At 69.0% G+C, this 23,282-nt stretch carries 22 protein-coding genes; 7 read left to right on the top strand and 15 right to left on the bottom strand.

Annotated elements, in window-relative coordinates; translation table 11 throughout:
• Positions 1-169: 169 nt before the first annotated feature.
• The gene (locus ACLJRL_RS07500) at positions 170-910 is read right to left on the bottom strand and encodes a GNAT family N-acetyltransferase (protein WP_410655332.1); all 741 of its coding nucleotides are present in this window, start codon (positions 908-910) and stop codon (positions 170-172) included.
• 61 nt (positions 911-971) lie between these two features.
• Entirely contained in the window at positions 972-1,706 is a 735-nt protein-coding gene (locus ACLJRL_RS07495) for a DUF2786 domain-containing protein (RefSeq protein ID WP_410655331.1), read from the bottom strand.
• A gap of 93 nt (positions 1,707-1,799) precedes the next feature.
• Between ACLJRL_RS07495 and ACLJRL_RS07490 the strand changes: the two genes are divergently transcribed.
• A complete protein-coding gene (locus tag ACLJRL_RS07490) occupies positions 1,800-3,263 on the top strand; it encodes a phytoene desaturase family protein (protein ID WP_410655330.1) in 1,464 nt (487 codons plus the stop codon).
• On the opposite strand, the gene ACLJRL_RS07485 is transcribed toward ACLJRL_RS07490, so the two are convergent.
• The 4 genes from ACLJRL_RS07485 to ACLJRL_RS07470 all read right to left on the bottom strand — a co-directional run bounded on the left by ACLJRL_RS07485 (position 3,227) and on the right by ACLJRL_RS07470 (position 6,965).
• The gene (locus ACLJRL_RS07485) at positions 3,227-3,892 is read right to left on the bottom strand and encodes a response regulator (RefSeq protein WP_410655329.1); all 666 of its coding nucleotides are present in this window, start codon (positions 3,890-3,892) and stop codon (positions 3,227-3,229) included. The genes ACLJRL_RS07490 and ACLJRL_RS07485 overlap by 37 nt on opposite strands.
• Positions 3,889-5,061 (bottom strand): sensor histidine kinase, encoded by a 1,173-nt coding sequence (locus tag ACLJRL_RS07480; RefSeq protein ID WP_410655328.1) that lies wholly within the window; start codon positions 5,059-5,061, stop codon positions 3,889-3,891. Before ACLJRL_RS07480 ends, ACLJRL_RS07485 begins: the two co-directional genes overlap by 4 nt.
• Positions 5,062-5,628: 567 nt before the next feature.
• The gene (locus ACLJRL_RS07475; RefSeq protein ID WP_410655327.1) at positions 5,629-6,186 is read right to left on the bottom strand and encodes a TetR/AcrR family transcriptional regulator; all 558 of its coding nucleotides are present in this window, start codon (positions 6,184-6,186) and stop codon (positions 5,629-5,631) included.
• Positions 6,165-6,965, bottom strand: coding sequence for an SGNH/GDSL hydrolase family protein (locus tag ACLJRL_RS07470; RefSeq protein WP_410655326.1), 801 nt, complete (start codon positions 6,963-6,965; stop codon positions 6,165-6,167). Before ACLJRL_RS07470 ends, ACLJRL_RS07475 begins: the two co-directional genes overlap by 22 nt.
• Before the next feature lie 94 nt (positions 6,966-7,059).
• Between ACLJRL_RS07470 and ACLJRL_RS07465 the strand changes: the two genes are divergently transcribed.
• Positions 7,060-7,662, top strand: coding sequence for a DinB family protein (locus ACLJRL_RS07465; RefSeq protein WP_410655325.1), 603 nt, complete (start codon positions 7,060-7,062; stop codon positions 7,660-7,662).
• Between the two features lie 19 nt (positions 7,663-7,681).
• Here ACLJRL_RS07465 and ACLJRL_RS07460 read toward each other — a convergent pair whose 3' ends face one another.
• Positions 7,682-8,266 carry a TIGR03086 family metal-binding protein gene (locus ACLJRL_RS07460; protein WP_410655324.1) on the bottom strand — a complete coding sequence of 195 codons (585 nt, stop codon included), beginning with the start codon at positions 8,264-8,266 and terminating at the stop codon, positions 7,682-7,684.
• A gap of 39 nt (positions 8,267-8,305) precedes the next feature.
• Here ACLJRL_RS07460 and ACLJRL_RS07455 point away from each other — a divergent pair, with 39 nt between their 5' ends.
• Together ACLJRL_RS07455 and ACLJRL_RS07450 are read left to right on the top strand one after the other, a co-directional pair.
• Positions 8,306-9,001: an MOSC domain-containing protein gene (locus ACLJRL_RS07455; protein WP_410655323.1), complete on the top strand. Its 696-nt coding sequence runs from the start codon at positions 8,306-8,308 to the stop codon at positions 8,999-9,001.
• Positions 8,991-9,602 carry a TetR/AcrR family transcriptional regulator gene (locus tag ACLJRL_RS07450; protein WP_410655322.1) on the top strand — a complete coding sequence of 204 codons (612 nt, stop codon included), beginning with the start codon at positions 8,991-8,993 and terminating at the stop codon, positions 9,600-9,602. Before ACLJRL_RS07455 ends, ACLJRL_RS07450 begins: the two co-directional genes overlap by 11 nt.
• A gap of 25 nt (positions 9,603-9,627) precedes the next feature.
• On the opposite strand, the gene ACLJRL_RS07445 is transcribed toward ACLJRL_RS07450, so the two are convergent.
• Together ACLJRL_RS07445 and ACLJRL_RS07440 are read right to left on the bottom strand one after the other, a co-directional pair.
• The gene (locus ACLJRL_RS07445; protein WP_410655321.1) at positions 9,628-11,226 is read right to left on the bottom strand and encodes a beta-N-acetylhexosaminidase; all 1,599 of its coding nucleotides are present in this window, start codon (positions 11,224-11,226) and stop codon (positions 9,628-9,630) included.
• A 122-nt stretch (positions 11,227-11,348) separates the two neighbouring features.
• Positions 11,349-13,220 (bottom strand): propionyl-CoA synthetase, encoded by a 1,872-nt coding sequence (locus ACLJRL_RS07440; protein WP_410655320.1) that lies wholly within the window; start codon positions 13,218-13,220, stop codon positions 11,349-11,351.
• A gap of 181 nt (positions 13,221-13,401) precedes the next feature.
• Between ACLJRL_RS07440 and ACLJRL_RS07435 the strand changes: the two genes are divergently transcribed.
• Positions 13,402-15,198, top strand: coding sequence for a serine/threonine-protein kinase (locus ACLJRL_RS07435; RefSeq protein ID WP_410655319.1), 1,797 nt, complete (start codon positions 13,402-13,404; stop codon positions 15,196-15,198).
• 103 nt (positions 15,199-15,301) lie between these two features.
• On the opposite strand, the gene ACLJRL_RS07430 is transcribed toward ACLJRL_RS07435, so the two are convergent.
• The 3 genes from ACLJRL_RS07430 to ACLJRL_RS07420 form a co-directional block, all read right to left on the bottom strand.
• Positions 15,302-15,874: a hypothetical protein gene (locus tag ACLJRL_RS07430; protein WP_410655318.1), complete on the bottom strand. Its 573-nt coding sequence runs from the start codon at positions 15,872-15,874 to the stop codon at positions 15,302-15,304.
• 105 nt (positions 15,875-15,979) lie between these two features.
• Positions 15,980-17,023, bottom strand: coding sequence for a hypothetical protein (locus tag ACLJRL_RS07425; RefSeq protein ID WP_410655317.1), 1,044 nt, complete (start codon positions 17,021-17,023; stop codon positions 15,980-15,982).
• 84 nt (positions 17,024-17,107) lie between these two features.
• Positions 17,108-18,679: a dolichyl-phosphate-mannose--protein mannosyltransferase gene (locus ACLJRL_RS07420; RefSeq protein ID WP_410655316.1), complete on the bottom strand. Its 1,572-nt coding sequence runs from the start codon at positions 18,677-18,679 to the stop codon at positions 17,108-17,110.
• Between the two features lie 68 nt (positions 18,680-18,747).
• Here ACLJRL_RS07420 and rsmI point away from each other — a divergent pair, with 68 nt between their 5' ends.
• Positions 18,748-19,581, top strand: a complete 834-nt coding sequence (gene rsmI, locus ACLJRL_RS07415; protein ID WP_410655315.1) for a 16S rRNA (cytidine(1402)-2'-O)-methyltransferase — start codon at positions 18,748-18,750, stop codon at positions 19,579-19,581.
• A 4-nt stretch (positions 19,582-19,585) separates the two neighbouring features.
• Here rsmI and ACLJRL_RS07410 read toward each other — a convergent pair whose 3' ends face one another.
• On the bottom strand, positions 19,586-20,062 hold the full coding sequence (locus tag ACLJRL_RS07410; RefSeq protein ID WP_410656146.1) for a QsdR family transcriptional regulator: 477 nt from the start codon (positions 20,060-20,062) through the stop codon (positions 19,586-19,588).
• 177 nt (positions 20,063-20,239) lie between these two features.
• On the opposite strand from ACLJRL_RS07410, the gene ACLJRL_RS07405 reads away from it, so the two are divergent.
• The gene (locus ACLJRL_RS07405; protein WP_410655314.1) at positions 20,240-21,199 is read left to right on the top strand and encodes a quinone oxidoreductase family protein; all 960 of its coding nucleotides are present in this window, start codon (positions 20,240-20,242) and stop codon (positions 21,197-21,199) included.
• Between the two features lies 1 nt (position 21,200).
• On the opposite strand, the gene ACLJRL_RS07400 is transcribed toward ACLJRL_RS07405, so the two are convergent.
• Both ACLJRL_RS07400 and ACLJRL_RS07395 read right to left on the bottom strand, forming a co-directional pair.
• Positions 21,201-22,478 carry an aminodeoxychorismate synthase component I gene (locus tag ACLJRL_RS07400; protein WP_410655313.1) on the bottom strand — a complete coding sequence of 426 codons (1,278 nt, stop codon included), beginning with the start codon at positions 22,476-22,478 and terminating at the stop codon, positions 21,201-21,203.
• Between the two features lie 109 nt (positions 22,479-22,587).
• Complete coding sequence (locus ACLJRL_RS07395; protein ID WP_410655312.1) at positions 22,588-23,202, bottom strand: glycoside hydrolase family 25 protein; 615 nt, start codon at positions 23,200-23,202, stop codon at positions 22,588-22,590.
• Positions 23,203-23,282: the final 80 nt, after the last annotated feature.

The raw sequence follows: 23,282 nt of genomic DNA, 5'->3' as shown, positions 1-23,282 counted from the left end.
TTTGTGGACAGTTTCGGAGGCTGGAGCATGGCAGGGGCTTGAGGCGAAGGGAGCCTTCGCCGCGTGTCATGCGAGGAAAGCTCCCTTCGCCTCACTCAGTCCAGGCGATCCACCAGACACCGTAGCCGGATCCCGCCGCGCGCCCCTAGGCCCAACGCGGCCATCCGACTCAGGGCACCAGGTGCTCCAGCCAGACGTTCGGCTCGACGTAAACGCCGAGGTCCAGCGCGGAGGAGGCGAGCACCGGCGCGATCCCGCCCGGCACGGTCGTGAGACCGTCCCGGAGTTCGACGCCGGTCCACGTCCGCCATTGGGCGAAGCTGCCCGTGACCGTCATCGCGAACGGAGCCACCTTCACGAACCGCGCGCCGATCCGTTCGTGCGTGCGCAGCCACGGATCCTCGGGCAGCCCGTCCGGACGACGGCGGGCGATGTAGTCCTCAAAGGACAGTTCGGGTTCGTTCTCCTTCCCGGCCGGCCGTACCGGCACGACGAGTTTGCGCAGGCCCGTCTCCGAGGCGCGCTTTTTCAGTGCTTCCAACGCTTGGGTGGCCAGGCCGCCACCACGGCGGCCGGCATCGACCATCACTTCGAGTGCGATCAGGGTGTTCGTCTCACGGTCGTCCATCAGGTCTTCCGCGGCCCAGATCAGGGCGGCGTCCCAGCCGTGGTCCGGCAGTTCCGGGCGCTCGGCCGTCGGGAACCCGACCGGGACGGCGGCCGCCCGGGCCACCGGGACGCCGTCCTCCAGCAGCACGAGGAAGTATTCCGGCCAGCGGGCGGCGAGATGGGACGACTTCGCCAGCAGGCCGACCTGGTCGTGCAGGAGGAATTCACCACCGACGCCGCCGAGGCCGAGCGCGGCCTCGCGCAGATCGGGCCGGGTGGACAGGTCTTCGATCACGATCATGTCCTCAGTAGAACCGAGGACACGCCTTCTCACGGGGTGGTTTTCCGCCAGGGGCGGGGACCTAGCGCACCGGCAGCGCGGGGCGCCTTCCGGTGAGGCCGGTGGTGTTGAGGTTGGCGCGCTCGCCGGCGAAGTGCCCGTCGAGGTAGCCGCTGCCGGTCAGCCGCCTCGGCGGTGCCGAGCGCAGGCCGCCGTACTGTTCTTCGTAGGCGTGCTGGACCATCGCGGTCCGATCCTGGACCACGAGTTCGGCCGAGCGCTGGCCCGCGGCGGTGGTGTGGGTGCGGGCGGCGGTGTCCTCACTGCGGCGAAGCCGTTCGTAGACCGCTCCGGAGAATCCGTGCAGCCAGGTCCGCCGGTACGCCGCCAGCGATTCGCCCGCGAACACGCGGTTCTCCGGGCGCACCCTGGTCAGCTGGGTGGTCGCCTGCAGCAACAGGCTGGTGTACAGCAGCTCGACGCGCTCGAGGTCGGACCGGAAACCGAACACGGTCACCGCGGTGACCGACTGGCCCAGCCGGTGCAGCAGCGCCCGGCAGCGCATCGGATGCGCGATGTTCGTGAGCAGGCCGGCCTTGTCCCGGCTGTACGGGTTGTCGATCGAGATCGTGACCTGGGTGATCTCGTCCGCCGTCGCGCCGGAGGCGGCCAGCAGCGCCTGATCGATGCCGTACCGGGCGATCAGTTCGGCGGCCTTGGTGTTGTACGACTCGGCTTCGGCCTCGGTGACCGCCGGGTCCTCCGCCTTGGCGAGGAGTTTCCGGACGCGCGCGAGCAGCGTGTCGTGGTCGGGCATGGCCCCCCTTCCTGATTGGGTTGGTGCGGATCAACCTAGGAGAGGGGTCCGACAATATTCGATCAGATGTTCGGATCTCGGCAAGGGGGTGGCATGTCGGCCGATGTGTCGGTGGTCGGTTCCGGCCCGAACGGGCTCGCGGCCGCGGTCATCCTGGCCCGGGCGGGTCTCTCGGTCGAGGTCCACGAGTCGGCGGAGGAGATCGGCGGGGGAACGCGCACCACCGCGCTGTTCGACGACGACGTCCGCCACGACATCTGCGCCACCGGGCATCCGATGGCCGCGGCGTCTCCCTTCTTCCGCTGGTTCGGCCTGGCCGAGCGCGGCGTCGAACTCCTGCGGCCGGAGATCGCCTACGCGCATCCGCTCGACGGCGGCCGCGCCGGGCTCGCGTACGAGGACCTTGACCGGACCTGTGACGCCCTCGGCGTGGACGGGCCCCGCTGGCGACGGCTGATAGGCCCGCTGGTCGAACGCAGCCGCGAACTGACCGATCTGCTGCTCGGCGACCTCCGCCGTCCACCGCGTGATCCCCGGGCGGCCGCGCTGCTGCCCGCCCGGATACTGACGCTCGCCGCCGGGCTGGAGCGCCGCCTATTCACCGGCCCCGAAGCGCCCGCGCTGCTCGCCGGGGTCTCCGCGCATGTGATGAGCCGCCAGCCTTCGCTCGCCGCGGCCGGCGCGACCCTGCTGCTCGCCCATCTCGCTCACTCGACAGGCTGGCCGATCGCCCGTGGCGGCAGCCGGACCATCACCGACGCGCTCGCCGCCGACCTCCGTGCGCACGGAGGCCGGATCCACACCGGCAGCCGGATCACGGACCTGCGGCAACTGGCGAAGTCGCGGACGGTGATCCTCGATATCGGGCCTCGAGGCTTCCTCGACATCGCCCGCGATCTGATGCCGCCGCGCTATCGCCAGGCACTGGAGTCGTACAAATACGGTCCTGGCGCGGCGAAGGTCGATTTCCTGGTGTCCGAACCGGTTCCCTGGGCCGTGCCCGAGGTGGGCAAGGCCGGCACGGTCCATCTCGGCGGGACGCGCGACGCGGTGTACGCCGTCGAGAACGCCATCGTGCGCGGAGAGAGCCCGGACGACCGCTTCGTGCTCGTCTCCGACCCGATGGCGATCGATCCGAGCCGCGGACTGCCCGGGAAGCGGCCAGTGTGGGCTTATTGCCATGTGCCGCAAGGGGATCCGCGGGACATGACGGAGCTCGTCCGTCGCCGGATCGAGCGGTTCGCCCCCGGGTTCTCCGACACGATCTCGGCGAGCCGGTGTCTCACCGCGCCGGAACTCGAGGCGTACAACGCGAATTACGTCGGCGGTGACGTCGCCGCCGGCGCGGTGAACCTGCGGCAGGTGATGGGCCGCCCCGTGCTGCGGCAGAAGCCGCACCGGACCCCGCTCGGCGGTGTCTTCCTGTGCTCGGCCGCGACGGCGCCGGGGCCGGGGGTACACGGAATGGGCGGCTGGTACGCCGCGAAAGCCGTGCTGGGCAAGGACTTCGACCGGGTCGTTCAGGAACCGCGAGGTCGCACGAGGCCCGTTTCGTAGGCCACCACCACGGCCTGCGCGCGGCTCGAGATCCGTAGCTTCGTCATCACACGGTTCAGATGCGTCTTCACCGTGGCCTCGCTGACCAGCAGGTTCCGCGCGATGTCGGCGTTCGGCATCCCGGTGCCGACGAACCGCAGCACCTCGAGTTCGCGTTCGGTGAGCCCGCTCAGCGCCGGTGGTGCCGGAGGCTGGTCGGGCGGTCCCTGGGTGAAGGCCTCGACCAGCCGCCGGATGATGGTCGGCCCGAACAGCATGTCGCCGCGCGCGACGGCGTGGATCCCGGCGATCAGGGTCTCCGGCGGGCTGTCCTTGAGCAGGAAACCCGCCGCACCCGCGCGCAGGGCGGTGTAGACGTACTCGTCGAGGTCGAACACCGTCAGCATGAGCACGCTCGGCTTGTCCGGCCCGGCCTGCGCGAGGATCCGCTCGGTCGCCTTCACACCGTCGAGTTCGGGCAGCCGGATGTCCATCAGGATCACGTCCGGCCGCAGTTCAAGCGCTTTCGCGACGGCTTCGAGCCCATCGCGCGCTTCGCCCACGACGCGCACGTCGGGAACGGCGTCGAGCAACGCGGCGAACCCGGCGCGGACGAGATCCTGGTCGTCGACCACCAGCACACTGGTCACCGGGCTCGCTCCTGCGGAAGATAGGGAAGGGTCAGTTCGATCGCGAAGCCGCCTGAACCGACGGGTCCCATTTCGATCTGGCCACCGTACATTCTCGCCCGTTCGCGCATTCCGATGAGGCCTTGTCCCGCCGGATTGGGTGGCGGAGTTCCCTCGGAAGCGGAATTGCGGACACGCAGCACGAGTTCGTCGGCACCGTATTCGAGGGTGAGTTCCGCACACGCCTCACCGGCGTGTTTCAGCACATTCGTCAGTGCCTCCTGCGCGATGCGGTAGGTGCACAGTTGCTGGCCGGGCGGGAGCCGCCGGGGTTCGCCGGTGGTCCGCGTTTTCACCGTGAGACCGGCTTCGCGCACGCGGGCGACCAGCGCGGGGAGATCCGCCAGACCCGGCTGCGGACGGTATTCGCGGAGTTCGTACCGCGGCGGGCGCAGGACCCCGAGCAGCCGCCGGAGTTCGTCGAGCGCCTCCGTCGTCGTCCCGGTGATGGTGTCCAGCGCGGTGCGCGCGGTGTCGGGGGAGGATTCGAACACGTACCGCGCGAGGTTCGCCTGCACCGAGATCACCGAGATGTGGTGAGAGACGACGTCGTGCAGCTCGTGGGCGATGCGGATGCGCTCCTCCGCGACGGCCTGTTCCGCTTCGAGCCGGATCTCCCGTTCCGCGCGGACTGCCCGTTCCACCATCCTGTCCGCCCGGAGATAGCCGAGCCGTCCGACGATGATCGTGCCCGCGCACTGCGCGAGCAGCCTGGTCGTATCGACCACAAAGGACGGTACGTCCCCGAGGACGAGACCCAGTTCGAACAGGACGACCCACGCGACCGTCGGGGCCACGGCCTTCGCGGGCGGATAGCGCGCCCAGACGGTGTACGCCGCGATGAAGGCAGCCGGTTCGCCCAAGGTGGCCCGGTAACCCAAGGAGGTGTAGACGGTCATGATCACGACGGACGTGAGCAGTACCGCGATCGGGTAACGACGGCGGACCACGAGCGGGGCCGCCACGAGCACCGCGAGGAGGACGACGCCGACGGGAGCGGGATCGCCGAACGCGCCGCCGTGGGGCGCCGCGCCCAGGCCGAGCAGGGCCGCCGACGCCGCGGCGATCAGGCAGTCGACGAGCAGGGGCCGCGCCCGAAGGGCCTGGATCGGCTTGGCGAGTGACGGCACGTCCGCAAGCTACCGTCGGAGGGTCACCGAACCCAATTGCTGCAACCGGCGCGGTATATACCGGGAGTCATATACCGCCAAGGTTTACGCCGGTGTCCGACTCGGGGATATTCCGCTCGGTGATCCGCCCCGCTAACGTCGAAGAAGGATGGACATTTCCATTCCCCCAACTCGGCGAAGAGGATGACCCGCTTCGGGTAGAGGGCTTTACGGGAGGGGAAGCCCGCGGTGGTCCACCTCTTCGCCGAGTCGAAAATTCACGGCTGAAAGCCGAAGTCACGGCTGAATCGGATTCCCGTCGGTGCCGCAGACGTAGCCGCCGTGGAAGGTGAACCGGGCGCGTCGGAGACCTGGACGCCGCCGAGGGTGCCGGGCAGGCGAGGAAGTCCCTGCTCGATTCCGGCGTGCCGAGGCAGGACCAGCGGGCGTACGGGTTCTGGTCCGGGGCGTTCGCGGTGCGGTTGCCGAAGAACTCGTGGATATGCGAAACCCAGGGCATCCGGGGAAGGCGATCGGGTCGTCGCCCTGGCGGTGGGAGCTGAAGCAGTCCGTCCCGATGGCCGGGATTCAGCCCAGATACGCGTCGAGCGTGACGGCCAGCGCGCTTTCCGGGGACGGCGCGAAACTCGCCCCCGCCAGCCCGCCCCACAGCCACAACTGGGCGAGGCCGTGCAGCGACGCCCACAGCGACGACGCGAGCAGCCGCGGATCGGTGCCGGGATGCCAGCCGGTGCCCTGGACGTCGGCGACGAGCACGGCGAAGAAGTCGAACACCGCGCTGCTCACCCGCGTGAGTTCGGCGTCCTCCGGATCGATGAGGTCGCGGCGGAACATCAGCTCGAACATCGCCGGATTGGCCAGCGCGAAATCGAGATATCCGTGGCAGGCCGCGATGAGCCGTTCTCGCGGCGTTCCGTTCGGCAAGCCGGTGCCGCGGCCGAGTAGTTCCGTGTAGCCGCGGGTGGCGACGGCCGAAAGCAGGGCCGCGCGGCCGGAGAAATGCCGCAGCGGCGCGCCGTGCGAGACGCCTGCCGCTTTCGCGATCCCGCGCAGCGTCACGGCGCTGACGCCTTCTTCGGCCAGCAGGTTCGCCGCCGTGTCGATCAGGCGGGTTCGGGCGCCCATGCCTGCGTCTCCTCCGCGATGGGAAGCAGTTCGGGGCGTTTCGGCAGGAAGCCGTCCCCGGGCTGGCGGCCGATGAGCCGGTTGCGGAACCGGGTGACCGCGACCGGGAGGACCTCTTGGCGCATCCAGCGCAGGTCGGCCCGCAGGCCGGGGCGCGCGTCGGGGCCGGGGAGCGGTTCGAGCCAGGCCGGGTCGTGGCTGACGCCGAGTTTGCCGAGCACGTGCCCGGCGAGGCGCCGGTGGCCGGGTTCGGACAGGTGCAGCCTGTCCGGGCCGAAGTAGCGGGAATCGTGCACGGCGTGGTCCGGCCAGAGGTCGACCAGTGTCGCGCCGTAACTGACGGAAGCCTCGCGGACGGCGTCGTTCAGCGCGACGATCCGCGGGCGCATGCGGTGCCCCATCGGCATGCGGTGGGAGATGTCGCTGAGGGTGAAGGTGACGACGGCGGGCGCGATTTCGGTGCAGGCACGGATGGTCGCGTCGACGCGGCGGGCGACCGTGCGCGCGTCCCAGCCGCGGCTCATCACGTCGTTGCCGCCGCCGAACAGCGCGATCAGGTCGGGTTCGAGCCGGCTCGCCGCCGGGGTCTGCTCGACGTGGATCTGGTCGAGCCGCCGGCCGCGGACGGCGAGGTTGGCGTAGCGGAAACCGGGCTGCTCTTCGGCGAGGCGTCCCGCGACGAAGTCGGCCCAGCCGCGGTAGTGGCCGCCGTCCGGATGCGGGTCGGCCAGCCCTTCGGCGCAGCTGTCGCCGAGCGCGACGAAACGTTGGTAGCCCATCCAGATCTCCGTAACCGCGAGTTCACCTTGTAGACACTGTCTATCAAACTCATGTAGACGCTGTCTACTTCGCGGTGCATGACAGGCTCGTGTCATGATCGATGATTTCGCGAAAGAGTACTTACACGGCGATCTGCGCGAGGTCCGCGAGGTGATGCTCTGGAAGCTCGAAGGGCTGGGCGAGTACGAGATCCGCCGTCCCCTGACCCCGACCGGCACCAATCTTCTCGGGTTGGTCAAGCACCTGTCGCTCTGGGAGTCCCGGTACTTCGGCGAGGTCTTCGGCAGGCCGTTCCCCGAACCCCTGCCCCGATGGGACGACCCCGGGCAACGCGGTGCCGACATGTGGGCCACCGAGCACGAGACGCGTGAGGAGGTCATCGGCCGCTACCGGCGCGTCTGGGAGCACTCCGACGCGACAATCGCGGCTCTGGCCGTTGATTCGCCCGGTCACGTGCCCTGGTGGCCGCGACCTCAGGTGATGCTGTTCAACGTTCTGGTCCACATGCTCACCGAGACCAGCCGGCACGCCGGACACGCCGATATCCTGCGCGAACAAGCGGACGGCTCGACCGGGGTGGCCGCCGACTACGCCACCCAGCGGCACGACGCGGCCTTCTGGGAAGCCCGGCGCGGCCAGATCGAGCAAGCCGCCACGGCGGCCGTCGCCAAGCCCGACCACGACCTCCGGCCGTAGCGGCGAGCAACTTACCTGTTCAGGCGGGCCCGATGGGTGGCACCGTCGGCGGAGCTGAACGGCCCAGCAACGCGATGAGCCGTTCGCCCGGGCCGGCGTCCGGCGGTGCCTCGACAGCGTGGCCGAAGGCGCCGCCGGGCCCGCGCACCGGCGTGACATCGGGGTAGCGGCTCGCCACGGCCAGCGCGGCTGTGGCGAGTTCGTCGTCCCAGTGGTGTTCGCGGCCGAGCGCGGCGTCGAGGTCCCAGCCGTGGACGAGGGTGTCGACGAACAGCACCGCCAAGACGTTCGCGCCGGGCAGCGGGCCGAAGTTCCCGAAGTCGAAGATCTTGGCGAGCGCCGAGGTGTCGAAGGCCGTGAGGAACTCGGCGGAACTCTCTTCGTGGGCTTTGGCGAGGTCGCCGTCCGTGGTCGTGCGGGTGTTCCGGGGACGGCCCGCCGCCTGCGCGGCGTACTGCTCGTTGTTGTCGATCAGGTGGTGCACGAGGTCGCGGACGGTCCACTCGGCGCAGGGGGTCGAGCGGTCCCAGTCGTCGGCGCCGACACCGGAGATCGTCGTTCCCGCTCGGCGGTGTGCCCGTCTCGTCACTTCGAAAAAGTCCATGATGGCAAGATATACGAACGATCGTGCTACCTTCTAGGTGTGAGCACACTCGAAGTGAACGAGGTCTTCGTCGGGCGTCCGTCCGTACTCGGCTTGAAGCGCGATATCCCGATCTACAGCGCGATCTCGAAATCGCGCGTGGAAGTGCCGTCCCTGAAGCTGGGCGAGATCAACCTGGCGGGTGACGACCAGGCGGATCGCACGGTCCACGGCGGGGTCGACAAAGCGGTCTACGTCTATCCGGCGACGCATTACGCGGCATGGTCCGAGCAGGGCTTCCCGGTCGCCGCGGGCGATTTCGGCGAGAACGCGTCGGTGGTGGGCGCCGACGAGTACGACGTGCGTATCGGCGACATCTGGGCGTGGGGAGACGCGCTGGTCGAGGTGTCGCAGCCGCGGACCCCGTGTTTCAAGCTCGCGATGAAGACCGGGCGCAAGGACGTCATCCCGGCGATGATCGACTCCGGTCGCAGCGGCTGGTACCTGCGTGTGCTGCGGACGGGTGAAGTCCCCACGTCCGGTCGGATGCTGCTCGAAGAACGCGATCCGGTGAACCCGACGATCGCGGAGGTGTACGTCGCGTCGTACACCAACGTCGCCCAGCTCGACGCCGACCGGCGGGCCGCGTACGGGGCGCTGCTGGACCGGGTCCTCGCCGCGCGGGCGCTCTCCCGGCAGTACCGTGACGGCCTGGCAGCGGCGAAGCGGCGGCAGGAGGAACGGAATGCCGGTTGACGGCCGGGTGGCCCGGGGCGACGCGACGAGGCGGATCGTGCTGCGGCGCGCCGTCGACATCGCCTCGGTCGAAGGGCTCGACGGACTGTCCCTCGGCAGGCTCGCCACCGAGCTGGAACTGAGCAAATCCGGCGTTTTCGCGTTGTTCGGGTCCAAGGAGGAACTGCAGCTCGCGGCCATCGAGACGGCGAGCGCGATCTTCGCCGAGAACGTCGTCGCCCCGACCCTGGAGGTCGAGCAGGGCATCGAACGGCTTCGCGCGTTGTGCGCGAACTGGCTGGACTACTCGGAACGCCGGGTATTCCCCGGCGGCTGCTTCTTCTTCAACACCGGCGCCGAGTTCGACGCGCGGACCGGCCGCGTCCACGACGCCGTGGCGAAGGTGAGCCGGGCCTTCGCACAGTTCATCCGTTCCATCGCCGTCGAGGCCCGGAAACTGGGGCACCTCGACGATTCCGTCGACGTGGAGCGGCTGGCCTTCGAACTGCACGCTCTCGGGCGGGCCGCGAACGCCGACTCGGTCATGTTCGGCGGCAAGGAGCCCTACACGCTGGCCCGAGCCGCCATCACCGCCCGTCTCGACGCCGCAGCCGTGTCCTGAAAGACCCTTTCATGACACTCGCGAGCTACTTCCAGTCGACCTGCGTGGACCGGTAGAAGTCGATGCCCTGCTGAACCCACCGCGGGCTCTGCTTCGCCAGCCGGAGCCGGTAAGCGTCCCAAGTGCGGGAAGTCTTCGGCGACCAGCCCATCTCGGCGTAGCCGGGCAGCCTCGGGAACGCCATGAACTCGATGTTGTCACTGGTCACGAGCGTTTCCGACCACAGCGGCGCCTCGACACCGGCGATGTTCTTCTCCGTCACGCCCTTCAGGTACGTGGACGGATCCCAGTCGTAGCCGTCCTTGACCTCGATCAGACCGGCCCAGTCCAGGCCGAGCGGCGTCTGGGGGTGGTACTTCATGTCCAGATACGCCTTGTTCGCCGGCGACATCAGGATCTTGTTGCCCCGCTGCGCCGCCGCCGCGACATTGGCGTCGGTGTCGGTCGTGCCCCAGTACTGCGGGATGGCCGACGTCGGCGGAGCCGTCTTGGCGATGTCATGCCAACCGGTGATCTTCTTGCCGTACTTCGAGACGATCGGTTGAACCTTCTTCGCGAAGGTCTGGTAATCCTCCGGAGTGGTGGCGTGCGCTTCGTCGCCACCGATGTTGATGTACTTCCCCGGGGTGATCGCCGACAGCTCACGCAGGACGTCGTCGACGAACTTGTAGGTGATGTCCTTGTTGATGCACAAGGAGCTGTAGCCGACTTCGGTGTCCGTTCGCGGTGGCACCGCGACGCCGTCGCAGTTCAGCTCGGCGTAGGAGTGCTGGGCCGCGTTGGTGTGCCCCGGCATGTCGATCTCGGGAACGATCGTGATGTGTCGCGAAGCCGCGTAGCGCACCAGGTCCTTGTACTGCTCCTGGGTGTAGTACCCGCCCGCGCCGCCGCCGACGGCGGTCTTCCCGCCGATGGTCGCCAGCTTCGGCCAGCTCTTGATCTCGATCCGCCAGCCCTGGTCGTCGCTCAGGTGCAGATGGAGCGTGTTGATCTTGTACTGCGCGATCTGGTCGATGTAGAGCTTGACCTGCGACGGGGTGAAGAAGTGCCGGGCGACGTCGAGCATCGCGCCGCGGTAGCCGAAGCGCGGGTAGTCGAGCACGGTGCCGCCCGAGACCACCCACGAGCGGTGCTGGACGGACTTCGCGTCGATCGCCGACGGGAACAGCTGGCGCAGCGTCTGCACGCCGGAGAACAGGCCCTCGTCGGTGTTGGCCTTCAGCGTCACTCCGGAGGAGGACACCTTGAGCTGGTAGCCCTCGGTGCCGACGCGGCCGCCCGCGTGGCCGGTTTCCAGGGAGATGGCCGGGCCGCCGCCGCGGTGGCCGCTGACGACGGGCAGCCGGTACCCGGTGGCGGGCCGGAGCAGGCTCGCCAGGTACTCGCCGACTTGCCTGCCTTCGCGGTCGGTGCGGATGACGGTCGCGGGGCTGAGCCGGAAGTTCGCGCGGGAGTCCGCCTTGGCTTCGACGGGAACGGGAACGACGTCCGTGACGGCTCGTTCGGTCTTCGCGTGCTGCGCGGCGGGTTCGGCGGCCGCCGGGTTCGCCAGTGCCGGCAGGCCGAGAGTCACGAGACTCAGAACGGCCGCGCCTAGCACGGTTCGGGAAAGGCATTTACTCATGGAGCACCTCTCATGGAGCACCTCCGGTCGGGGAACTGGAGACTCGCTTCTCTAGGAGGTATAGACCAATAGGGCAAACACGACAACACCCGATCGGACTACGCCGCGTACCGATCACCGGTTCACTCGCCGCGTAGCACCGCTTTCAGGGCATCGAGAACACTTGCGTCTTCGATGGTCGAAGGCACCGGTTCGTCACGTCCGTCGGCTATGCCCCGCATGGTCTTCCGCAGGATCTTGCCGGACCGGGTCTTCGGCAGCGCGTCCACAATGGACACGTCACGGAACGCGGCCACCGGGCCGATATCACGCCGCACCAGCGCGACCAGTTCCGCCTTCAGCGTCTCGTCGTCGGCCTCGACACCCGACTTCAGTACCACGAAACCGCGCGGTAACTGGCCCTTGAGCTGGTCCCGGACCCCGATGACCGCGCATTCGGCGACGGCGGGGTGGGAGGCCAGCACGGCCTCCATCGACCCGGTCGAAAGCCGGTGACCGGCGACGTTGATGACGTCGTCCGTCCGGCCCATGACGAACAGGTAGCCGTCTTCGTCGATGTACCCGGAGTCGCCGGTGAGGTAGTGGCCGTCGTACCGCGAGAGGTAGGCCTCGCGATACCGCTCGTCGTCCTCCCACAGTGTCGGCAGCGAACCCGGCGGCAGCGGCAGCTTGATCGTGATCGCGCCTTCCTTCCCGGCCGGGAGCGGCTCGCCCGACTGGTCCAGGATCCGCACGTCCCACCCCGGTACCGGTTTCGTCGCGGAACCAGGCTTGACCGGCATCGGGTCGAGGCCGCGCGGGTTCGCCGCGATCGGCCACCCTGTCTCGGTCTGCCACCAGTGGTCGATCACCGGCACGCCGAGCTTGTCGTGCGCCCAGTGATAGGTCTCCGGATCGAGCCGCTCGCCCGCCATGAACAACGTCCTGAACCGGCCGAGGTCGTGTTTCCCCAGCTCCGCGGCGTCCGGGTCGACCTTCTTGATCGCCCGCAACGCGGTGGGCGCGGTGAACAGCGCCGTCACCCCGTGCTCGGCGATGACCCGCCAGAACGCGCCCGCGTCCGGCGTCCCGACCGGCTTGCCCTCGTACATCACCGACGTCGCCCCGACGAGCAGCGGCGCGTACACGATGTAGGAGTGGCCGACGACCCAGCCGACGTCGGACGCCGTCCACCACACGTCGCCGGGCCGGACGTCGTAGATCGCGCTCATCGACCAGGCCAGCGCGACCGCGTGCCCGCCGGTGTCGCGCACGACGCCCTTCGGCTTCCCGGTGGTGCCGGAGGTGTACAGGATGTACAGCGGATCGGTCGCCGCGACCGGCACCGGATCGGCGGGCGACGCGTCCGCCATCAGTTCGGCCCAGTCGACGTCGCGTTCGCCGAGTTCGGCGCGGGCGCGCTCCCGCTGCAGCACCACGACCTTGTCGGGCTGGTGGGCCGTGCTCGCGAGCGCGTCGTTGATGATCGGCAGGTACTCGACGACCCGTGTCGGTTCGATCCCGCAGGACGCGGCCACGATGACCTTGGGTTTCGCGTCCTCGATCCGCGCCGCCAGTTCCTTCGGCGCGAACCCGCCGAACACCACCGAGTGCACCGCGCCGAGCCGGGCGCAGGCGAGCATCGCGATCGCGGCTTCGGGGACCATCGGCAGATAGACGATGACGCGGTCGCCCTTCCCGACGCCGAGCGAGGCGAGCGTGCCGGCGAACCGCGCGACCTCGTCCAGCAGTTCGGCGTAGGTGAACCGGCGTTGCGAATCGGTGACGGGGGAGTCCCAGATCAGCGCGGTCTGCTCGCCGCGGCCGTCCCGGACGTGCCGGTCGAGCGCGTTGAACGCCGTGTTCAGCTCCCCGTCGGGGAACCAGCGGTAGAAGGGGGCTTTCGAGGCGTCGAGGGCCTGTGACGGCGGGCGGATCCAGTCGATCGCCCGTGCGGCTTCGAGCCAGAAGCCCTCCGGGTCGTCGAGGCTTCGCTGGTACGACTCGGCGTACATCGAATGCTCCTTCACGCTCGGGTACGGCCCATCATGGACTCAGCGGCAGGTGAATGCCTGGTGGTAACGGCGCGGAGACGTCCGCGACAACCCGGCAACCCTGTGAGGGCGTATAGCGTCCTAAGCTGAACCGGAGGAAAACCGCCGGAAACGGCACGAACTAGCGAGGGGAGCAGGGTCCATGGGACTAGCGAGCGCGCTGCTTTCGTTCGCACACGGCCTGTTCGGGCCGGGCATCTGGCCTGGGGACTGGGTGTGGGCGACGAGCACCGCGGGAGCGCTGGTCGCGCTGCTTCCCGCATTGGGCGCGATGATCGTCGCGATCATCCGCAAAGGCACCGGTAACCGCTACGACGTGGTGACACTGTCGGTGTTCGGCGGCATCGGCGTCGTCTCGGTCTTCCTGCTGCCGTGGCTGCTCGCCACCGGCGTTTCGCAGGTCTTCCAGGAGGCCGCCTCGTCCAGGTCGGGCGGCGGATCCGGGTTCAGCGCCAGCGACCTGGCGACGTTCACCTCCGACCAGGGCGCGCTGATCGGCAAGCAGAGTGTGTACCTCGGCGGCGGTCAGAACGTCTATGAAGTCCTGTTCTATCCGAACGGGATGCAGCTGAGCTACATCGTCTACCTGGTCCTGCTGGTCGGGCTGCCCGCGGTTTCGCTGCTGTTCGTGATGCTGCAGGCACGTACCGCGTTCCGTCGCGGCCCGAAGTGGCCTTCGCGGTTCTTCTGGATCCCGTTCGTGCTGATGGTGCTGGCCAGTGTCGGCATGGGCGCGAACACCGCCGTGCACTTCTGGCTCGGCTTCCTGCCGCTGAGCGTGCTGGGCCTGATCCCGGTCGCGCTCGTCGGGCCGCCGCCGTGGTCGGTCATCAACCGGCCGGACCCGCAGCCCCGGCAGAAGGTCGAGCCGTACCGGCCGGAGCCGCCGGCCCCGAAGCCGCAGCAGCAGCTTCCGCCGCCGGCCGCCCCGCCGAAGCAGTATCCGGCGACCGCGCTGGCGCAGACGCCCGAACCGCCCGCCCTGGCCGCGATGCCGGGCCCGGTCCCGGCGCCTCCGGGGTCCCGGAACTCCGGCGGCAGCCGCTACAAGCGCACCCGCCGGCTCGGCCACGGTGGCTTCGGCACTGTCTGGGAAGCCATCGACACGCAGCTCAACCGCACGATCGCGCTGAAGATCGCGCACGCGCCGGACCGCGACACCGAGGAGCGGATGCAGCGTGAGGCGAGGGCGCTGGCCGTGGTGAACCACCCCAACTGCGTCCGCGTCTACGACCTCGTCGAGGAGCCGGACGGGCTCGCGCTCGTGATGGAGTACCTCGAGGGGCGCTCGCTGGCCGAGATCGTCGACTCGCAGGGCCCGCTGGACGACATCGCCGCCGGACGGCTCTGGTCGACCATGGCGGGCGCGCTCGCCGCGGCGCACGAAAAGGGTGTACTGCACCGCGACATCAAGCCGTCGAACATCATCCTCGACCGGAACGGGCTCGCCCACCTCATCGACTTCGGTATCGCCCGCAGCCAGGGCGACTCGAAGATGACCGCGACCGGGATGATGATCGGCACGCCGGACTTCGTCGCCCCCGAGCAGGCGATGGGCGCCACGGCGAGCCCGGCGTCGGACGCGTGGCAGCTCGCCGCGACGGTCAGTTACGCGCTGTCGGGTCAGCCTCCGCGCGGCACCCGGGAGACGCCGATGGCCGCGCTCATGGCCGCCGCCCGCGCCGAACCGGTGTCGAAGCTGCCCGACCGCAGCTCCCACGCCCGGATCCTCGTCGCGTCGCTCGACCAGGAACCCCGTCGCCGTCCGACGCTCACCGCCGTGCGGCGCGAGATCGAAGGCTGGCTGGCCCGCGCCGGCAAGTCGCCGGACGGCCCGGTGACCCAGATCGTGCAGCGGCGGCCCCAGCAACAGCAGCCTCCGCCGCCGCACCAGCAACCGCGCCAGCAGCAGCCGCAACCCCAGCGTCACCCGCGCTGACCTGCGCAAACCTGCGAAAAGAGAGCAAGGGACCTTTGCTACCGCTCGCTTAGCCTGCCTAAGTAAGCGGTAGCAAAGGTCCCTTGCTCTCTTCCGGGCTCGCTCACTCGATGATGACCCAGGTCCCGCCGCGCCACGCCATGGTGAACGTCTTGGCGTCGCCGTCCATGATCGTCGCTTTCGGCGCGATCGCCGTGGGTGGCACGGTCACCTGGTCAGGCCCCTTGCTCTGCACCTTCGCGCGGTTGACCTTGGTGGCCTTCAGGTTCTTCAGGTCCTCGGCCGTGAGCATCTCGAACAGCATCGGGGTGAGGCTGCGGCACTCTTTCATCCCGCCGTCGTAGGCAGGCGCCGAAATCCGGCATACGACGTCCAGGTCCTTGGCGCCCAGCGCGTGGTGGAACTCCTCCATCACGCCCGCGGCCCCGTCCGGCGTGTGCGCCACCGGGCCGGTAGCGGGTTTGGTGGCCGGCGAAGCGGTCACCGAAGCCGCCGAAGGTCGCGAAGCACTCGCAGTCGGTGCGCTCGAGCTGCTGCTGCCAGTCGTCGGTGCGGTCGAGGTGTTCGGCACCGCCGAAGGCTGCGGCGACGCGCTTCCTGCCGTCTGCTCCTCGCACCCCACGAGCAGGAACAGCGCCGCGGCCGCGAAGGTCGTGGCGAGCGGTCGGATCGTCATGGTGCCCCCTGTCGAAATGCTGCTGACCGGGGGAGAGTAACAACTGGCCCCTAAGTGTCACAGGCGAATGGGGAAACTCGACCATGACGGGCGACCTCCCCCGCCTTACGCGTCGCCGGTTATCAGCCCCAGCATTGACGCGGACATGATGAGCTGAGCGGACACGCAGGTCCGCGTCATCGCTTCCTTCTTCTTGCCGATGAAGTCGACCTGCACCACCTGGCCGTTGGTGAGCCGCACGCTGACGGCGCAGGTCTCCTCGGTCTGTTCGAACCTGGCCTCGAGCGTGCCGAACTTCCCGGTCCGCACGTCCGCGCCCGGTTTCGGCGGCACGGCTTCGAGTCCGCCCGTGCCGGTCGTGTACATCCCGACGGCCTTCGCATAGGCGACTTCGTGGGTGCAGGTCGGCCCGAGCGGGCTCTCGCCCTTCTGCGCTCCTGCGCGGCCCGAATTGATGCCGGCGTAATTCGCGTGGGTGAACTTGACGACTTCGCAGACGTCCGCTGCCTTCAACGCGTCCGCGGCCGGCTCCTGAACGGTGCTCGCCGCGGGCGTGCCGCCGGCGAGCGGGACGAACTTCTTCACCACCACTTCGGCGACCTTCTTCGCCAGCGCACAGTGCTCGTCGCGGTTGCCCGCTTCGTCGCTGCCGACGTCGTAGGCGTCGACGGCGATCGAGGCGTAGGCGCGGACGTCCATGTTGACCGAGCAGAACGTCACCGGAGCCGCGTCGAAGGCGTAGGTCCGGCCCTTGATCCCGGCGATCTCCACCGGCTCCATCACCGCGGCGTCCTGCGTGATCCAGCTGTACGCGCCGTAGGCGTGCACCTGCGCGCCCTTGTTGCCCGGGAACACGAACTGGCAGCCGCTGAACTCTTCCTTGGCGCTGACCAGGCCGAGCGGCTGCAGGTCCGGCTTGATCGAATCCAGCCAGTCGCACGCGCCCTGCTTGACGGGCAGGGCCAGTGGCTGATCACGCGCCTGGTCGCTGAAACCCGACCCGTCGGCGGGCGGGTCGTACCGCGGATACTGCGCATCGCCGCTGCTCGCGCCGGGTGCCGAACCCTCACGGAAGGCTTTTCCGTCGAGGGCGCTGGAGCACCCGGTGAGCAGCAGGGCGATGGCCACGAAATACGGCCAACGAGACATGATGACCCCCAGAAATCTCAATTCTGGGGTGGATATTAAGCCGCTTTCAGCCGTCTCGCCGGGTCTTGGGCCGACCGGCCGAGGTCACTTCCAGGACGGGAGCCACAGTTCGGCGTTCCAATGCTCGTTCGTGATCGCGTTGCCGTTGAGGATCGGCCACAGCCAGGCGAAATTGGCCACGACGAGACCCACATAGAGGGCGACGACGAGCATGCCGGTGCCCCGCCGTTCGAATCCGCGTTTCGCGCTGCCGAGGACATGGCCGAGTATCAGCGTCAACCCGAGTATCAGGAACGGGGCCAGAGGCGTCGCGTAGAAGAAGTACATCTGGCGGTCGAGGTTGGTGAACCAGGGCAGGAACCCGGCGAAGTAGGCGACGAGCACGGCGGCGTACCGCCAGTCCGCGCGGAAGAACGACCGCCACAGGCTCCAGCCCAGCATCGGCAGGGCCAGCCACCACATCGCCGGCGTGCCGATCAGCATCGTCGCCCGCACGCAGGTCGACTCGCCGCAGCCGGTCGCCTCGGAGCCGCCGGCGTAGGCGTAGAGCATCGGGCGTAGCCCCATCGGCCAGGTCCACGGCTTCGATTCCCAGGGATGGGGTTTGTCCTTGGGCGTGACCAGGTTCGCGTGGAAGTCGAGGACGTTCATCGAGTAGTCGCCGAGCGAGCGCAGCGCGGGCGGCATCCAGGCCCAGAAGCCCGGGTCGATGGCCTTGATCGCCACCAGGTTGCGGTCCGTGGCGGTCTCGCTCGCGAACCACGCCCAGTAGCAGGCGAGGTACACCAGGATCGGGATGACGACGATCGCCCACAGCGCGGGCAGCACGTCGCGGCGCAGCGTGCCGACCCACGGCCGTTGCACCCCGGCGGCACGGCGCGCGGCGACGTCGAAGAACACGATGAGCAGCCCGAACGCGGCGATGTAGTACAGCGCCGACCACTTGACGCCGAAGGTCAGCCCGATCATCAGGCCGGCGGCGAACCGCCACCACCGGAAGCCCAGCTTCGGGCCGAAGCGGGACTCACCGATCCAGCCCTCGCGGACGGCCACGGCCAGCCGCTGCCGCACCTGGTCGCGGTCGCACAGCACGCAGGCGAACGCGGCGAGCACGAACACCGCGATGAAGATGTCGAGCATGCCCATCCGCGACTGCAGGTGGAGCACGCCGTCGCTGATCACCAGGATCCCGGCGACCGCGCCGAGCAGCGTCGACCGGGTCAGCCGCCGGGCGACCCGGATGATGAGGAACACGATCAGCGTGCCCGCCAGCGCGGGGACGATCCGCCAGCCCCAGGCGTTGTAGCCGAACATCCACTCGCCGATCGCGATGAGATGTTTCGCCAGCGGCGGGTGCACGATCAGTTCGTAGCCGTAGTTGTCTTCGTAACCGCCGTTGCGCAGCATCTGCCACGCCTGCGGGACGTAATGTTTCTCGTCGAAGACGGGGGTGCCCTTGTCGGTGGGCGACCCCAGGTTCTGGATCCGGACGATGCCGCCGATGAGCGTCAGCACCAGCGTGACGACCCAGCCGCGGAGGCGGTCGGTCGGCATGCCGCGGCCGAGGAGGGTGGCCTCCCGATCGCTCGGTGGCCTGAGCGCGTCGACCGGATCCGGCCGCATGCTCTCGTCGTCACGGGTCAGCAGTGCGGTCACGGGGGCTGATCCTACGGGCGCGAGAGTGAGCTCGGTGTCCGGATCTGGGAACCGGTTAACCTTCGGGAATGACCGAAGGACGCCTCGTTCTGGCAGCCACCCCGCTCGGAGACGTCCGCGACGCTTCACCACGCCTGTCCGAAGCACTCGCGACGGCCGACGTGATCGCCGCCGAAGACACCCGGCGCCTGCGCTCCCTCACCGCCGCCCTCGACGTCTCGCCGGTCGGGCGCGTCGTCAGCTTCTACGAGGACGTCGAGACCGCCCGCCTGCCGAAACTGCTCGAATCGCTCAAAGCGGGGGAGACGGTGGTGCTGGTGACCGACGCCGGCATGCCGAGCGTCTCGGACCCCGGCTTCCGCCTGGTCGCGGCGTGCGTCGAGGCGGAGGTACCGGTGACCTGCCTCCCCGGCCCGTCGGCGGTGACCACGGCACTCGCGCTGTCCGGATTGCCCTGCGACCGCTTCTGCTTCGAAGGCTTCGCCCCGCGCAAGCCCGGCGAACGCGCGAAGTGGCTCGGTTCGCTGAAGGACGAGCCCCGCACGGCCGTGTTCTTCGAGTCGCCCCACCGGCTGGCGAGCACGCTCGCCGACGCCGCCGAAGTCCTGGGGCCCGATCGCCGCGCCGCCGTCTGCCGCGAGCTGACGAAGACGTACGAAGAGGTCAAACGCGGCAACCTCCCGGACCTGGCCGCCTGGGCCGCCGAAGGGGTCAAGGGGGAGATCACCGTCGTTCTCGCGCCCGCGCCCCCGAGGTCGGTGAGCATCGCGGACCTGGTCCCGGAAGTCTCGTCGCGGGTCGCCGCGGGAGAACGTCTCAAGTCCGCCGCCGCCGAGGTCGCGGAAGCCACCGGAGTGTCCAAGAAGGAGCTTTACGACGCCGTCCTCGCGTCCCGCAAGTGACCGCTCAGGTCAGCAGGGCCGTCGCGGCCGCATAGGCCTTCGCGGCATCGGGCTCGGCACCGGTGATGACGTCCGTATAGATGAAGGACTCGCCGATCCGCACCAGTAGATAGGCCAGGTCCTCGACCGGCAGCGGAGGCGTGAGCCGCCCGGCCGCGACCTCCTCGTCGAGGAACTCCCGCATCTTCGCGATCGCCCGGCTCTGCACCACGCTGGCCTTCGTCGTCAGGATCCGCAGCGCCCGCTCGGGCTCGCTGCGCAGGAACTCCCGGAACGGCTTCGAGCCGTTCACGGTCCGGACGAACGTGCCGATGAGCTCCGCGATCCCTTCCGCGCCGCGTCCGAGCTTGCCGGAAGCGCGCGCTTCGAAGACCTCCATGGTCATCGACCACAGGATTTCGCCGAGCAGCTGGTCCCGGCCACCGACCCAGCGATGCAGTGTGGCGCGGCTGATCCCGAGCTCGCCCGCGAGATCACGCATGTCCACGCGGCGTCCGTCGAGGAACCAGGATCGCGCGATCGCGAACGCGCGCAGGGCGTCCGGGCGCGGCGAGGTGAGCTGGCGTTCGAGTGCGGTTTCGATGAGTGAAACATATCACGACCTGTCTCAGGCATGAGACATATGCAAGAATGTCTCATCTTGACGAGGAGGATGCGGATGCGTGCAGTACAGGTGACCGAATTCGGCGGACCCGAGGTGCTCAACCTCGTTGACCTGCCCGAACCCGTTCCCGGCCCCGGTCAGCTGCTCATCGACGTCGACCGTGTCGGCGTCAACTACGCCGATACGCACCAGGCCGAGAACTCCTATCTCGCGCCCAGTCAGTTGCCGCTCGTGCCCGGCGGCGAGGTCGTCGGCCACACGACCGGCGGCAAGCGGGTCGTCGCCCTGCTCAACGGCGGTGGCGGTTACGCCGAGCGCGCCGTCGCGGAGGAGGCCACCACGTTCGGCGTGCCCGAGGGCATCGACGATCTGACCGCGCTCTCCTTCATCGTCCAGGGCACCACCGCCTGGCTTCTGCTGCGCAAGAACGCCCACCTGGAGCCCGGCGAATCCGTCGTCGTGCACGCCGCCGCCGGGGGTGTCGGTTCGATCGCCGTCCAGCTCGCGAAGGCGTGGGGAGCGGGCCGGGTCATCGCGACCGCCAGCAGCGAGGAGAAGCGCGCTCTCGCCCTCGAACTCGGCGCCGACGTCGCCATCGATTCCCGCGACGAGAACATGACCGACGCGCTTCGCGAGGCGAACGGTGGCAAGCGGGTCGACATCGTGCTCGACATGACCGGTGGCACCGTGACGGACCAGAGCGTCGCGGCACTCGCGCCGTTCGGGCGCCTCGCGTTCTACGGCATGGCCAGCCGGCAGCAGCCGAAGCCGATCGAAGCCCGCAACCTGCTCGGGCACAGCACCACCGTGTCCGGGATGTGGCTGCCGCACGCCTTCAAGCTTCCCGGCAACGTGTTCGGCCGCGCGCTCGACGACCTCTTCTCGCTGGCGCTGGCCGGTCAGGTCCGTGCTGTGGCGGGCGGGGAGTACGCGCTGTCCGATGCGCGCGCCGCACACGAGGCACTCCGTTCGCGCGGCACCTCCGGCAAGCTCGTTCTGAACCCTGCCAAGTAGCTCAGCCGAGCAGTCGTTCCAGCGGAGCGGATTTGTGCAGGCATTCCTGCCATTCCGCTTCGCTGTCGGAGTCGGCGGTGATCCCGCCGCCGACTCCCAGCGCGATCGTGCCGTCGTGGATTTCGAAGGTTCTGATCGCGACGTTCAGCTCCAGGCCGGCGATCGGTGAAGCGAGCCCGATCGCGCCCGTGTAGACCCCGCGCGCCGTCGGTTCCAGTTCGGCGATCAGGTCCAGCGCGCGGATCTTCGGCGCACCGGTCACCGAACCCGGCGGGAACGTCGCCGCGAGCAGATCCGCGTCGGACGTCCCTGCGGCGAGCAGTCCCTCCACAGTGGACTCAAGGTGCCAGACGCCGGGAGCGGGCCGCACCTTGAGCAGTTCGGGGACACGCACACTGCCGGTGGCACAGACGCGCCCGAGGTCGTTGCGCACCAGATCGGTGATCATCACGTTCTCGGCGACGTCCTTGGTGGATTCCCGCAGCCGCTGGGCGAGTCCGTCGTCGGCGGCGCTTCTGCGCGGGAGGGTGCCCTTGATCGGCGTCGACCGGACGTGCCGTCCTTGCCGCGCAAGGAAAAGTTCGGGAGAGAACGACACGACCGAACCCCACTCGCCGCCGAGGAACGCTGCTCGGCGGGCGCGCAGGTGGCGCACTCCTTCGGCGAACAACGAGATCGGGTCGCCGTCGAAGAATCCGGCGAAGCGAGCGCAGATGTTCGCTTGGAACAACTCACCCGCTTCGATCGCGTGCACGCACGCCTTGACCGCGTCGCGGTGCTCCGACGGAAGCGGACGCGACAGCGGCCCGGAGCTCCACGGCCTGGTCGCGGGGGGATCGGCGAGCAAGGATTCCACAGCGGACACCTCGTCCACCGGATCCGGTTCGCCGTCCGGAATCAGGGCCTCGAACCACCAGATGCCGTCCGTGTCCAGCCGGAGCACCCGGTCGACCCAGCCCCAGGCCGCCGGAGGGAGATCGCCCGAGCGGCCGGACGGATCGGTCAAGTCGTAACCCAGGTAACCGAACCAGCCGCCACCGACCGCGCCGGGCACCGCGTCGCGCACTCGCGGCAGACGAGCGGGAATCGCGAACGCCTCGGCGACCTCCCGCACCGGGGACAGGGGAGCGCTCAGCGCGATGACCGCGCGCGAAGCGAACCAATCGCCGCAGAGGGCCGCCGGTGGCGCGAGGCCGAGCGTTCGGGCGCGTACGCCGAGAGCCGTCACCGCCCGCTCGGGCGCGACGTCCGTCCGCAGCTTCCGGCGCATCAACCGCACGCGACATTGTCGCTGCCCGGACCGGCGAAAAGGCAACCCGCGCCGAGCGAAAGTGACATCCGCGACCACGCGCGCGGGAGCGGGTGACGTGACGCACACCCGTGGTCACCTACAGGAGCACGTCCGTGAGCTTGAAGGGGTAGACCACGGTGTCCTGGGCGATCGGCCCGGTGACACCGGGCAGCCCGGTGCCGAAACCGTGCTGGTGCAGACCCAGCCTCGAGTGGAACCATCCCGGCCTGCCCGGGATCTCGTTGTGCTTGACCAGCCACAACACCACTTCGCTGTCGGCCCACTTGTCCGGGTGGAGACGGTTCATCCAGCAGTCGAGCCCGGCATAGATCAAGACTCGTTCGACGCGTGCCGCGCTCCTGACATGTTTGATCCACGCCTTGATGAACCGGTCGTCGACACTGGGCGCCTCCACTTCGAGCGCCGGCGCGAGCGATCCCGGCGCGAAGGCCCCGAGCGCGCTCGCCGTCCGCACGAAGTGGTCGGCCTGATCGTGAACGGCACCAGGGCGCGCGTAGTGCCGGGCACCGGTGTGGATGCCGGCCTGCTGCGCACCCGCCAGATTGCGTTCCGCGGCGACGTCCCGCCAGTTGGTGTTCTCGCTGACGGTCACCGAAGCGAACCGGATATCGGCGCCACGCACCGCCGCCCAGTCCGTCACCGTCTCCCGGTGGGACAGGGTGACGCCTTGTTCACCCTCCGGATCGATCAAAGTCACCGCCCTCGAATTGCCCCCAGTACGCCGGAAAGGTCACCCTACGTCCGCGGAGCGGTCGCAAGGTGACCTTTCGG

The sequence above is a fragment of the Amycolatopsis sp. lyj-112 genome (genome assembly GCF_046549055.1).
Classification (GTDB): Bacteria; Actinomycetota; Actinomycetes; order Mycobacteriales; family Pseudonocardiaceae; genus Amycolatopsis.
Note: the sequence above shows the minus strand (reverse complement) of the source record. Positions and strands in the feature narration are given on the sequence as shown.

Bases quoted from the DNA above. Each gene is read 5' to 3' on its own strand.
- ACLJRL_RS07500 (WP_410655332.1), bottom strand. From the start codon at position 910: ATGATCGTGATCGAAGACCTGTCCACCCGGCCCGATCTGCGCGAGGCC.
- ACLJRL_RS07495 (WP_410655331.1), bottom strand. From the start codon at position 1,706: ATGCCCGACCACGACACGCTGCTCGCGCGCGTCCGGAAACTCCTCGCC.
- ACLJRL_RS07490 (WP_410655330.1), top strand. From the start codon at position 1,800: ATGTCGGCCGATGTGTCGGTGGTCGGTTCCGGCCCGAACGGGCTCGCG.
- ACLJRL_RS07475 (WP_410655327.1), bottom strand. From the start codon at position 6,186: ATGGGCGCCCGAACCCGCCTGATCGACACGGCGGCGAACCTGCTGGCC.
- ACLJRL_RS07470 (WP_410655326.1), bottom strand. From the start codon at position 6,965: ATGGGCTACCAACGTTTCGTCGCGCTCGGCGACAGCTGCGCCGAAGGG.
- ACLJRL_RS07465 (WP_410655325.1), top strand. From the start codon at position 7,060: ATGATCGATGATTTCGCGAAAGAGTACTTACACGGCGATCTGCGCGAG.
- ACLJRL_RS07460 (WP_410655324.1), bottom strand. From the start codon at position 8,266: ATGGACTTTTTCGAAGTGACGAGACGGGCACACCGCCGAGCGGGAACG.
- ACLJRL_RS07450 (WP_410655322.1), top strand. From the start codon at position 8,991: ATGCCGGTTGACGGCCGGGTGGCCCGGGGCGACGCGACGAGGCGGATC.
- ACLJRL_RS07445 (WP_410655321.1), bottom strand. From the start codon at position 11,226: ATGAGTAAATGCCTTTCCCGAACCGTGCTAGGCGCGGCCGTTCTGAGT.
- ACLJRL_RS07440 (WP_410655320.1), bottom strand. From the start codon at position 13,220: ATGTACGCCGAGTCGTACCAGCGAAGCCTCGACGACCCGGAGGGCTTC.
- ACLJRL_RS07435 (WP_410655319.1), top strand. From the start codon at position 13,402: ATGGGACTAGCGAGCGCGCTGCTTTCGTTCGCACACGGCCTGTTCGGG.
- ACLJRL_RS07430 (WP_410655318.1), bottom strand. From the start codon at position 15,874: ATGACGATCCGACCGCTCGCCACGACCTTCGCGGCCGCGGCGCTGTTC.
- ACLJRL_RS07425 (WP_410655317.1), bottom strand. From the start codon at position 17,023: ATGTCTCGTTGGCCGTATTTCGTGGCCATCGCCCTGCTGCTCACCGGG.
- rsmI (WP_410655315.1), top strand. From the start codon at position 18,748: ATGACCGAAGGACGCCTCGTTCTGGCAGCCACCCCGCTCGGAGACGTC.
- ACLJRL_RS07410 (WP_410656146.1), bottom strand. From the start codon at position 20,062: ATGCGTGATCTCGCGGGCGAGCTCGGGATCAGCCGCGCCACACTGCAT.
- ACLJRL_RS07405 (WP_410655314.1), top strand. From the start codon at position 20,240: ATGCGTGCAGTACAGGTGACCGAATTCGGCGGACCCGAGGTGCTCAAC.